Raw genomic sequence first — 12,927 nt, 5'->3', positions numbered from 1 at the left:
AACAATTTGGTCTTAATTCTTTAATACATTTTGAATAAAAGTTATTGAAAATTTCGCTTGTGTACCCATAATGTCTCAATGTTTTATAAATCAATAATTTATTAATTCAAGATTTTCAAAATGATTATTTTTCTGGTCTAAAGAGGAGGGAATAATGGTGAAAAAATAAGAAAGGGATTATTGAATCAAATAAAAATTTCAAACCAAACCCAACAACTAATGAAAACCACAAAAAAACATACCATAAAAAACACAATAATTCTATCTACAATTCTTCTTTTAGGACTGGGATGCATAGTCAAAAAGGACAAAGAAGCAGCCGTTAGCCTGAAAGAAGCCTTCAAAGACAAATTCCACATCGGGGCAGCACTCAGTGCAAACCATATCAACAACCAAAGCCAACCTTCTATGGGGGTTTTAAATACCCATTTCAACTCGATAGTGGCTGAAAATAATATGAAAAGTGGTATGATACAGCTTCGTGAGGGTGAGTTCAACTTTGATATGGCAGATAAATTCATCGCTTATGGTGAAGCCAATGATATGCATATCGTTGGACATACTTTGATATGGCATTCTCAAGCACCAAGATGGTTTTTTACCGATAATGATGGAAATCAAGTAACTCCTGAAGTTTTGACCCAAAGAATGAAAGACCATATCCATACAGTAGTAGGACGATACAAAGGTAAGGTTAAAGGCTGGGACGTGGTCAATGAAGCTATTTTAGACGATGGTTCATGGAGAAAAAGTAAATTCTATGAAATTCTAGGTGAAGATTTTATGAAGTTGGCGTTCCAATTTGCCCATGAAGCTGATCCTGATGCTGAGCTATATTACAATGACTTTTCTATGGCCAATCCCGGCAAAAGAGAAGGCGTAGTCAAAATGGTCAAAAACCTACAAGCTCAAGGAATCAAAATCGATGGCATTGGTATGCAAGGTCATATTGGCTTGGAATATCCTACTATTGATGAATTTGAAAAGAGCATTTTGGCATATTCTGATCTAGGAGTGACAGTCATGATCACTGAGTTGGATCTAAGTGTGTTGCCATCTCCGAGAAGAGATATGGGAGCTGATGTAGCTACCAATGTAGAATACCAGCAAAGCCTCAATCCATATACCGATGGATTACCTGATGATGTTCAAAAGAAATTTGATGAAAGGTATATGGCTTTTTTCAAACTTTTCTTGGATCACCATGACAAAATCTCAAGAGTGACGCTTTGGGGAATCAACGATGGTGACTCTTGGAAAAACGGTTGGCCAGTAAGGGGAAGAACAGATTATCCTTTGCTTTTCAACAGAGACAATACGCCAAAAAGTGTGGTCAATGACATCATTGAATTGGCTGCAAAATATTGAGATGAACCATGGTCTGTGTCTTCACAGACCATCAGGGTTTTGTGTCTCCACAGACGATTAGATTAACGCTGTGGTCTGTGTCCCCACAGACCACAGCACAATAGTCCACCAACTCTGTGGTTTGTGCCCCAAAAGATAAAGAAGTATAGGTCTGTGAGGACACAGACCAAGGTAGAGATGGAGAAAGGTTTGGTCTGTGAGGACACAGACCAAGGTAGAGGGGAAGGTTTGGAAGGATTGGTCTGTGAGGACACAGACCAAGGTGGAGATTGGTTTGTGAGGACACAAACCAAGGATCCAAGAACCAAGACACAAACTATGGATAAGTTATCAATTACCGTTGAAGTTTAATATAAAAATAAAAGCACCTATCAAACCTATTGAATCTTGAGGATTTCCAGATACACTATTATTAGTACATGGAAATCCTCTTAAACCCAGCATTGAAATGACTTACTATCTTAAAAATACTTTATTTATTTTTTTTATCTCTGTTCTTTTTTGCCTTGAAACTTTGGGACAAAAAGCCATTAACCCCATCATCCATGCTGATGTTCCAGATATTTCGATCATAAGAGTAGGAGATACTTACTACATGAGTAGTACCACCATGCATGTCAATCCCGGTGTACCAATCATGAAGTCCAAGGATTTGGTAAACTGGGAATTGGTAAGCTATGCATATGAGACTTTAGGTAACTCAGATGATCTTCTGCTTCAAAATGGCAAGGATATGTATGGGAAAGGGTCTTGGGCAAGTAGCTTGAGATTTCACGAGGATACATATTATATAAGTACTTTTTCAGGAAATACAGGAAAAACCTACATTTTCTCCACTGAAAATATTGAAAAGGGTCCTTGGAAATCCATTGAGTTTCGCCCTTCTATGCATGATCATACTTTGCTGTTTGATGAGGGTAAAGCTTACATGATTTGGGGGGCTGGTGAGATAAAGCTTGTAGAGCTAGAAAGTGACCTTTCTGGTATCAAGCCAAATACCGAGCGGGTAATAATCAAAAATGCCCATGAACCCATCAAGGAAGAGATCATGCTTCCAGCGGAAGGGTCCCAGATTTTCAAAATTGATGGCAAATATTACTTGTTCAACATCTCTTGGCCTAGAGGAGGGATGAGGACAGTGATTGTCCATAAATCTGACAATTTGTTTGGTCCATATGAAGGTCGCATTGCCCTTCAAGACAAGGGTGTAGCTCAAGGTGGGTTGATTGACACTCCAAATGGAGATTGGTACGCATATCTCTTTAGAGACAATGGGGCAGTAGGAAGGATTCCCTATCTGGTGCCTGTTGTGTGGGAAGATGGTTGGCCTGTATTGGGTGTAGATGGAAAAGTCCCTATGGAATTGGATCTACCCAAAAGTAAAGGATTGATTCCTGGAATAGTAGCTTCAGATGATTTTAAAAGGAAAAAAGGTGAGCCTGACCTTCCACTGGTTTGGCAATGGAATCATAATCCGGTTAATGCACTTTGGTCGGTCAACCGAAAAAAGGGGTACTTAAGACTCAAAACAGACCGGTTAGATCAGGATTTTTTATCTGTAAGAAACACCCTTACCCAGAGAACAATTGGACCTGAAAGTATGGGGACTATAAAAATCAGCCTGAAAGGGATGAAAACCGGTGACTTTGCAGGATTGGGATTGCTTCAAAAAGAGTATGGGCTGATAGGTGTAGAAGCAAGCGATGAAGGAAAGAAACTTAAAATGAAAAGGATCGAAGATAATGTGGTGGAGGAAATTGAATCTGTTGATTTTCAAGGTGATGAAATTTTGCTTAGGGCCGTTTGTGACTTCAATGACAGAAAAGATGAAGCCAAATTCTACTACAGCACTGATGGAGGGAAAAACTGGAATCAATTAGGCGATGTGTTGAAAATGAAATATACCCTTCCTCATTTTATGGGCTACAGGTTTGCCCTGTTCAATTATTCCACCCAACAAACTGGAGGGTTTGTTGACTTCGATTTCTTTAAAATTGAAGATCAAATTAAATTTTAATTCACAATGAAGAGTCTATTAGATATAAAATTGGGTCTGTTTAAGAAAAGTTTGGCTTTAGCAATCCTACTGGTGCTTAGCCATGAGACTTTTGGACAAAATCCGCTTGTCAGAGATCAATTCACAGCTGACCCTACTGCAAGAGTTATGAATGGGAAAATCTATGTTTTTCCATCACATGACATCAGATGTGAAGATACCCAAGGACGCCCTGACTGGTTTTGTATGGAAGATTATCATGTTTTTTCTTCTTCCAATTTGACTGACTGGGAAGATCATGGAATGATATTGAGTCAATATCAAGTTCCTTGGGTAGATCAGGAATCCTTCAGTATGTGGGCTCCTGATGCGATAGAAAAGGATGGGAAGTTTTACTTCTATTTTCCCAGCAAAGCAAAAAACCGAACATTGGAAAGCGATGCACCGGGTGTGAATGGCTCCAGTTTCAAAATAGGTGTAGCAGTAGCTGAGAATCCTGAAGGCCCATATGTTCCCGAAAAATTACCCATTGCCAATGTAGATGGTATCGATCCTAATGTATTCATTGATCATGATGGACAAGCTTACCTCTTTTGGTCTCAGCATCATTTTTTTGGGGCCAAGTTGAAGCCTAATATGAAAGAGCTGGATTCGGAAGTATTCACACTCAAGGATTTTCCCGACGAAGGACTGAAAGAAGGGCCATTTGTTTTCGAAAGAGAAGGACTGTACTATATGGTATATCCACACGTAGAAAAAAATACCGAAAGGATAGAATATGCGACTTCCGACAGTCCTTTAGGACCATATACTTTTCAAGGAGTGGTAATGGACGAATCACCGACAGGCTGCTGGACGAATCATCCTTCAGTCGCAAAGCTTGATGAGCAATGGTTATTCTTCTATCACCACAATGATTATTCTCCAAATTTCGACAAAAATCGCTCAATAAGAGCCGATAGTTTGTTTTTCGATGCCGAAGGAAAGATCCAAAAAATCACCCCAACTCACAGGGGAATTGGTATTTCAAAAGCTGAAATCAAAATCCACTTGGACAGATTTAGCAATCACAGCAAGGATGGCTATAGCATAGAATTCTTGAATCCAGCCAGTCCATTTGATGGTTGGAAATCCGTTTTTTCCAAAAATGGAGCTTGGGTGCAATATAACCAAGTGGATTTTGGAAATGGAAAAATGAAGAAGGTGATTTTGAATCTACAATCAAAAAATAATGATGGTTCCCTGGAGTTAAGGTTAGGGAATGAAAAAGGCAAATTGATAGCTAAGGAAAAGATCAATGGTTCTTCAGATTGGAAAGAAATAAAAGTGGATCTAAATGATGAAGTCCAAGGAGTCCAAGATTTAGTATTGGTATATAAAGGAAAAGGAAACATAGCAGTTGACTGGATGTCATTCAACTAAACCAGGTAAAAAAATGAGTTTTAAAGCAATGAGGCATTTGAAGTATAGTATTGTAGTGACCATAATGTTTGCTACGAATGCCTGTTATGGACAATCATCCAAAGGTGACGATTCTAACATGAAACTTTGGTACGACCGACCAGCGACGCAATGGGTAGAAGCACTTCCTGTTGGGAATGGACGATTGGGTGCCATGGTTTTTGGAAATCCAAATGAAGAAATCATCCAACTCAATGAAAATACATTCTACGCTGGTCAGCCACACCGAAATGACAATCCAAATGCCTTGTCAGCATTGGATAAAGTCAGAGAATTGATTTTTGATGGTGCGTATGTGGACGCACAGAAGGAAGTTGATGAGAATTTCTTTAGTGGACCACATGGAATGCCATATCAGACTATCGGTAATCTGAAATTGAAGTATCAAGATGACAGTGAGGTCGAAGAATATTATAGAGCTTTGGATTTGGAAAATGCCATAGTAAAAAGTTCATTTAAAAAATCGGGAATAAAATATTCCACTGAGGTAATAGCATCTTTTCCTGATCAAATTATTGTAGCAAAAATCTCATCCGAACAAGCGAAATCCATCAATTTTACTGCAAGCATGGATAGGCCTGGAGACTCCAAAATCAAAACCAAAGGAAATGATCAGTTGGTTTTTTCTGGACTATCAAGTGAACATGAAGGGATCAAAGGAGCTGTAAAATTTGAAACAAATGTCAAATTCGTAAACAAAGGAGGAAGTGTAAGTTCTACAGAAAGTGAAATCCAAGTTTCCAATGCAGATGAAGTGACAATTTACATTTCCATCGCCACCAATTTTGTTGATTATAAAAATATCAGTGCGGATGCTTCTCAAAAGTCATCAGCATTTTTGGAGAAATCCATCAAAAAAGACTTTCAAAGGATCTATAAGGATCATGTTGAAGATTATCGGTCATTTTATGATCGAGTAAAATTGGACTTGGGAAGAACAGACGCGGCTGATTTGCCTACTGACAAAAGGATCGAAGAATTTTCGAAGGGAAATGATCCACAGCTTGTCTCTTTGTATTTCCAATTTGGAAGATACCTTTTGATTGCTGCTTCCAGACCTGGCGGGCAGCCTGCGAATCTACAGGGAATCTGGAATCATCAACTGAATCCAGCTTGGGACAGCAAATACACTGTCAACATCAATGCAGAAATGAATTATTGGCCTGCTGAGATCACCAACCTGACTGAAATGCACGAACCTTTTATCCAGATGGTAAAAGAACTCTCAGAATCGGGCCAACAAACGGCCAATGATATGTATGGAGCAAGAGGCTGGGTGCTGCATCACAATACGGATTTGTGGAGAGTGACGGGACCGATTGATTTTGCTGCCGCTGGAATGTGGCCGCTTGGCGGAGCTTGGGTTTCCCAACATTTGTTTGAAAAATATGATTTCTCAGGAGATAAAAAATACTTGGAATCAGTCTATCCAGCTGCCAAGAGAGCCGCTACTTTTTTCTTGGATTTTCTAGTAGAAGACCCAAAGACAGGGCATATGGTAGTTTCCCCATCTGTCTCCCCTGAAAACACCCCATATAGATTTCACAATTCGGCAGTGGCATCGGGCAATACGATGGACAACCAATTGCTCTTTGACCTTTTCACCAAGACCATCAAAGCGGCCAAAATTCTTGGAGATGAAGATGTATTGATCAAAGAAATGGAAGCGAAATTGGCATTGCTGCCTCCTATGAAAATAGGGAGCTGGGGTCAGCTTCAAGAATGGCAAGAAGACTGGGACAATCCCAAAGATGATCACCGCCATGTCTCACATATCTATGGCTTGTATCCTTCAAACCAAATATCACCTTACAGAACACCAGCGCTTTTTAGCGCTGCCAAGACTTCATTGATCGCTAGAGGTGATGAATCTACGGGTTGGTCGATGGGATGGAAGGTCAATCTTTGGGCTAGGTTTCTGGATGGAAATCACGCTTACAAATTGATTAAGGATCAACTTAGTCCAGCTATACTTCCTGACGGCAAACAAAGAGGAGGTACTTATCCAAATTTATTCGATTCACACCCTCCATTCCAGATTGATGGCAATTTTGGTTGTGCAGCTGGAATAGCAGAGATGCTCCTCCAAAGCCATGATGGCGCAATTCATATGCTACCAGCACTTCCCGATGATTGGAGCAAAGGTTCAGTAAGCGGTCTGAGGGCTAGAGGTGGGTTTGAAGTATCGATTGATTGGGACAATGCTCAGCCAAGTAAAATTGAAATAGCTTCTAAACTTGGAGGGACTTGTAGAATAAGATCTTACTATCCTTTGGAAGGAAAAGGACTGAAAGAAGCTAGTGGGAAAAACTCCAATTCATTTTATGAAATACCTCAAATAAAGGAAGCCATCATTCACGACAAGGCTAATATTGAAAGCCCTGATTTGAAAGAGATCTATGAATATGACCTAGAGACCGAAAAAGGAAAGATATACACACTCAATAATGCTAACAGATAAAAACCTTACTTCAATGAAGAAAATTCTTGTGATTCTAATTCTAACCATGTGCACTTTGACAGCAAATGCCCAAGATGAAAACTTCTATGTTTTCCTAAGTTTTGGCCAATCCAATATGGAAGGGCATGCCAAATTTGAAGAAATAGATACAAAAGTTGACGAAAGGTTTCAGGTGCTTCAGGCAGTTGATTGCGATAATCTTGGAAGGAAAATGGGGCAATGGTATTCAGCAGCTGCACCGATCACCAGATGTCACACTGGCCTTGGACCATCGGATTACTTTGGGCGTGAGTTAGTCGAAAATCTCCCAAGTCATATAAAAGTGGGTATCATCAATGTCTCCATCGGAGGAACAAAGATCGAGCTTTTCCAAAAAGATGATTATCAAAGCTATGTGGACACAGCGCCTGACTGGCTTCAAAATATGGTAAAAGAGTATGACGATGACCCTTATGGTCGCTTGATAGAGATGGCTAAGCTGGCACAGAAAGATGGTGTGATCAAAGGCATATTGCTTCATCAAGGAGAATCTAATACGGGAGATCAAACTTGGCCAAGTAAAGTCAAAGGGGTATATGATAGTATTCTTATGGATCTAGAATTGGAAGAAAATTCACTTCCATTGCTTGCTGGAGAAATGGTCAGTGCAGAGCAGGGGGGCAAGTGTGCAAGTATGAATACAATCATCGCAACATTGCCTCAAGTAATTCCTAATGCCTATGTAATCTCCTCGACAGACTGTGAAGCTGTAGATGATGGACTTCATTTCTCAGCAGAAGGGTATAGAGAGTTGGGTAAAAGGTACGGGATAAAGATGTTGTCACTATTGAAAAGTCCATCTTCTTATTGAAAAAAAAATATAAATAAATGTAAATCAATGAAATGTTTTAAGAATTATAAAGGGATTTTTCCCATGCTAGTTTTGGTAGCGATGTTTGCTATAGTTTCTTGTGTAGAAGATGAAGAGGCTGAAAATAATAAAGCGCAACTGAGTTGGGATTTGAGCAGTGTTCCCGAAGGAGATTTGTCTGCCAATAGTGGGAGCATAAATCTTGATGTAAATTGGGCTTTTACCCAATGGCAAATCCGTGTAGAGGAAGTATTGGAGGGAGAAGATTTTATTCAGGAGTTCACACCAAGAGTAGCTGGTTCAAATACTATTGGAAATACGACCACTAGAGTTACCATTCGATATAGACAAAATTCCAGTTACACAAAAAATGTAGTTAGAATAAGCCTTCAGTCAACAGATGGAAGTGGAGTCAAGCTAACAAGGGTTATAAGCCAAGTTGGTCAGGAATTCATACCGCTTCGTGTAAATTTTAATCCTGATGTCACATTTCAGAATATTTCAGGATTCGGAGGAGGAAATATGATGTGGGGAACAGACTTTTTGAGTGCAAGAGAAATCCAATTAGCTTATGGTACTGGTGAAGGAGAATTAGGTTTGTCGATTTATCGTGTAAGGTTATCACCAGTTAGGTCAGATTGGCCTGCAGTAGTCAATACTGTAAAAGAAGCCAAAAAACATGGAGCCGTAATTCTTGCCTCACCTTGGTCCCCACCGGCAAGTATGAAAAGTAATAATAACTTGGTAGGAGGGTATTTGTTACAAGATAATTATGATGCCTACGCCCAATACCTAAATGATTTTGTGCAGTTTATGGCTGGAGAGGGGGCTGATGTGGATATAGTTTCTATGCAAAATGAACCTGATATTCAGGTGAGTTATGAATCTTGTGACTGGACAATTCCACAGATTTTGGATTTTGTAAAAAACCATGCCCACAAAATACAAGGTGCAAAATTTACAGCCTCAGAGTCTTTTAATTTCAATCAAGCTTATACAGATCAGCTTCTCAATGATCCAGAAGCTTTGGCAAATCTTGATTTAGTATCTGGACATATCTACGGAAGTGGCTTAGCACCTTATCCACTTGCAGAACAAAAAGGGAAAGAAGTATGGATGACGGAATACCTAATGAATCAAAACAGTGGAGCCGATATCAATAATTGGAACAGGGATGAAGCAGTGATATGGGAAGAATCCATGGGGATGCTACAGACTATTCACACTTCCATGGTCTCAAATTGGAGTGCATATATATGGTGGTATATCAGAAGGTTTTATTCTTTCCTTGGAGAAGGAGAACAAGGGACTACCAGAGAGCAGACTTTGAGGAGAGGAGATGCATTTGCCCAGTTTGCCAAGCATATCCGTCCAGGTTTTACAAGAATTTCAGCAAGCTTAAATGAGCCAAGAGAGATAGATGTTACAGGGTACAAAGGAGATGAGAAAGTTGTTTTAGTGTTGATTAATAAAGAGGAGGATGGTATTCCTGCCATAGAATTGGAATTGTCCGATAATTTCAATACGGCAAAAGCCACAACAACTTCATTGAATCACAGGCAGAGTGTCGTAGAAGTCGCATTGGATGGGAAAATAGCAACTCTCAAATTGCCTGCAAGAAGTATTACCACTATTGTTCTTGAGTAGAATAATAGAAAGCCCTAAATGCACAAGAGAAAAGCTTCTCACACCAATTGATCATCATATTGGAGAAGCTAGGTCCTTTAAGGCTTTTAGACAAGTGATTTTCCTTTTGAATAGTGGGTTAAACCCTTGAAGTTTTGAAAGTGAAAAAAGCGTTTATCAAAGATTTAGAATAAAAAAAACCAATTATCAAATACCAGTAGAATGAAAAAAAACCAAGCTATTATTTTATCTCTCTTTTTGGCTTTTGTTTCCATCATAGATGGCTATGCCCAAAAGAAAAAAAGTAACTCCCCTTTGTTCAGCGAAGCTGTCTATGAAGGCAAGGATCAGGTTTATATCGACAACCCATTGAAAGAAGGGGAGTTTTACAATCCATTGCTGCAAGGTTGCTATCCAGATCCTGCCATCACAAGAAAGGGAGACGATTATTTTATGGTTGTGTCGTCTTTTGCGATGTTTCCGGGAGTGCCTATTTTTCATTCCAAGGATTTGGTGAATTGGACTCAGATAGGGCATGTATTGGATAGAAAATCTCAGCTTAAGGTTCATGATACTGGTATCAGCATGGGAATCTATGCACCGGATATCAAGTATAATCCATACAATGATACTTTCTATATGATCACGACGCAGTTTGCAGGAGGATTTGGAAATATTGTTGTGAAGACCAAAGATCCTTTTCAGGGTTGGAGTGATCCTATCAAGTTGAAGTTTGATGGGATTGACCCAGGGATATTTTTTGATGATAATGGCAAAGCCTATGTAGTTCACAATGATGCCCCAAATGAAGGAGAAGAGCGATACACTGGTCACAGAGTGATCAAAGTCTGGGAATATGATTTGGAAAATGATCAAGTAATAGCAGGTTCTGACAAGATTATAGTTGACGGCGGAGTAGATCCTGACAAAAACCCTATTTGGATCGAAGCGCCTCACATTTACAAAAAGGATGGTGCCTACTATCTAATGTGTGCTGAAGGTGGCACAGGGGACAACCACAGTGAGGTGATTTTCAAAAGTGATAGTCCTATGGGGCCTTTTATTCCTGCACCTTCCAACCCAATATTGACACAGCGCTATTTTGGAAACAACAGAAGTAACAGGGTAGATTGGGCCGGTCATGCTGATTTGGTCTTAGGTCCAGATGATAAGTACTATGGAGTGTTTTTGGGAATCAGGCCAAATGACAAGAACAGGGTAAATACTGGTAGGGAGACATTCATTCTTCCAGTAGATTGGTCAGGTGAATGGCCTGTTTTCGAAAATGGATTGATCCCAATGGAACCCAAATTGAAAATGCCAGAAGGAGTTACTGAAAACAAAACAGGTCAAGATGGATTTTTCCCAAATGGCAATTTTGTCTATACCGAAAAATTTGATGGCAAAAAGCTCGATTACAGATGGATCGGATTGAGAGGGCCAAGAGAAGATTTCATGGAGTTTTCAAAAGGTGGTTTGAAGATCAATCCATTTGCCGTAAATATCAAAGAAGTGAAACCAACTTCCACTTTATTCTACAGACAGCAGCATAAAAATTTCTCCTTTACCACCAAGATGGACTTTAAGCCTCAGTCAGAAAAAGAATTGGCAGGAATAGTTTGCGTCCAAAATGAAGCTTTCAATTATGTATTTGGTGTCACCAAAGTAGGGAATGATTTTATCCTTCTTTTGGAAAGAACTGAAGGAAAAGGAATGGGAAGAAATAGGTCTGTTGATTCCAAAATCTTGGCTTCTACCAAAATAGATATTTCTGGGCCTATAGAACTTCAAGTAAAAGCAACTGGAGATGATTATGAATTTGGATATACTGTCGATGGTAAAGATTTCAAAAACCTAGGAGGAACAGTTTCAGGAGACATTTTATCTACAAATGTTGCTGGTGGTTTTACAGGAGCTATGATTGGTTTGTATGCAACTACAGCCAATGATGCGAGTGTGGAACAGAAATAACCTAAAATCCGCAAACCTTTCAGGTTTTATCGATAATCAGCTGTTTGTAAGAATAAAGTGGGTGAAACCTGGAAGGTTTTTTCTCGCTATAGGTCAACTGATTACAGTAATATGTTGCGGGATTTAGAAATGAATAAAAAATAACCAATCATACATTTTAACCTCAGCAAAATGACCTAATTATGCTTTACACACTAAAAACACTCGCCAAATCTTCTATTCTGATCTTGTTGCTTTTTTGCGCAAAATCTACAATTGCACAGGATGGAACCATTTATCCACTTGAAACGCCAGATGAGCCCAATGCCATTCCTCTTGGTACAGGAGGAGTAGATGATCAACCTGCCTCAGAGACTTGGTTCAGGCAATGGGGTGATCCAATGGCACGCAATATCACTGTTGCAACCTTAACTCCATTCCTTCCAGAACCTGGAAAAGCAAATGGCACGACCATAATTGTAGCTCCTGGAGGAGGGTTTCGATGGCTTTCACTGGACAATGAAGGCTGGAAAGTAGCAAAAGCATTGGCAGATCAAGGAATCACCGCTTTTGTGCTCAAATATAGATTGCATCCAACCCCAGAATCTTTGGACGGCTTTAGGGATTCCATGAACAGAACTTTCGATGCAGCAGCGAATTCTGGACAAGACGAAGAACCAAGACCTCGTCCAGTACAGAGAGATCTTTCTGATCAACTCGAGGATGCTGAGGCTGCCTATGCGATGATCGTGGAAAGAGCTGAAGAATGGGGAGTAGATACAGACAGAATAGGAATGATTGGCTTTTCGGCTGGTGCTGGTCTTACTATGCATTGTACACTGAATTCCAAGGAGATGAAACTAGCCTTCATAGGTCCGATCTATGGCGGAATGGGTGCGGTAGAGGTTCCTAAGAATGCACCCCCTATGTTCAATGTAATTGCTACTGATGATTTTCTCTTCAGGGGTCAGTTTGGTGTCATCGATTCTTGGTACAAAGCAGGCATACCTGTTGAGTTTCATCTTTATCAAAATGGTGGTCACGGTTTCGGACTGGGAAATCCCAACCGGACAAGTAACCGCTGGTTTGATGCCTTTATTCACTGGCTGGATGTCAATAGCTTTCTTGAAGCTAAGTCATCGGAGTGATGGGGGCATAGGATTTACCTATAATTAATAAGAAAAAATAGAAATATTAAATCACACGAATAAACCT

General features: G+C 39.8%; 9 protein-coding genes. All 9 read left to right on the top strand.

Annotation, left to right across the window (positions count from 1 at the left end):
- Positions 1-219 precede the first annotated feature (219 nt).
- The 9 genes from MM236_RS01510 (at position 220) to MM236_RS01470 (ending at position 12,860) form a co-directional block, all read left to right on the top strand.
- Positions 220-1,368 carry an endo-1,4-beta-xylanase gene (locus MM236_RS01510; protein ID WP_241273159.1) on the top strand — a complete coding sequence of 383 codons (1,149 nt, stop codon included), beginning with the start codon at positions 220-222 and terminating at the stop codon, positions 1,366-1,368.
- A gap of 123 nt (positions 1,369-1,491) precedes the next feature.
- Complete coding sequence (locus MM236_RS01505; protein ID WP_241273158.1) at positions 1,492-1,719, top strand: hypothetical protein; 228 nt, start codon at positions 1,492-1,494, stop codon at positions 1,717-1,719.
- Between the two features lie 97 nt (positions 1,720-1,816).
- Positions 1,817-3,385: a glycoside hydrolase family 43 protein gene (locus MM236_RS01500; protein WP_241273157.1), complete on the top strand. Its 1,569-nt coding sequence runs from the start codon at positions 1,817-1,819 to the stop codon at positions 3,383-3,385.
- 6 nt (positions 3,386-3,391) lie between these two features.
- On the top strand, positions 3,392-4,786 hold the full coding sequence (locus MM236_RS01495; protein WP_241273156.1) for a family 43 glycosylhydrolase: 1,395 nt from the start codon (positions 3,392-3,394) through the stop codon (positions 4,784-4,786).
- A 13-nt stretch (positions 4,787-4,799) separates the two neighbouring features.
- Positions 4,800-7,286, top strand: a complete 2,487-nt coding sequence (locus MM236_RS01490) for a glycoside hydrolase family 95 protein (RefSeq protein ID WP_241273155.1) — start codon at positions 4,800-4,802, stop codon at positions 7,284-7,286.
- A gap of 13 nt (positions 7,287-7,299) precedes the next feature.
- The gene (locus tag MM236_RS01485; protein ID WP_241273154.1) at positions 7,300-8,136 is read left to right on the top strand and encodes a sialate O-acetylesterase; all 837 of its coding nucleotides are present in this window, start codon (positions 7,300-7,302) and stop codon (positions 8,134-8,136) included.
- Positions 8,137-8,163: 27 nt separating this feature from the next.
- Positions 8,164-9,783, top strand: a complete 1,620-nt coding sequence (locus MM236_RS01480; protein WP_241273153.1) for a glycoside hydrolase — start codon at positions 8,164-8,166, stop codon at positions 9,781-9,783.
- Positions 9,784-9,984: 201 nt separating this feature from the next.
- Entirely contained in the window at positions 9,985-11,733 is a 1,749-nt protein-coding gene (locus MM236_RS01475; RefSeq protein WP_241273152.1) for a glycoside hydrolase family 43 protein, read from the top strand.
- A 182-nt stretch (positions 11,734-11,915) separates the two neighbouring features.
- Positions 11,916-12,860, top strand: coding sequence for an alpha/beta hydrolase (locus tag MM236_RS01470; protein ID WP_241273151.1), 945 nt, complete (start codon positions 11,916-11,918; stop codon positions 12,858-12,860).
- Positions 12,861-12,927: the final 67 nt, after the last annotated feature.

The organism is Belliella calami (assembly GCF_022549695.1).
Lineage (GTDB): Bacteria > Bacteroidota > Bacteroidia > Cytophagales > Cyclobacteriaceae > Belliella > Belliella calami.
The sequence above is the reverse complement of the archived record's forward strand: the minus strand, read 5'-3'. Positions and strand labels throughout refer to the sequence as shown.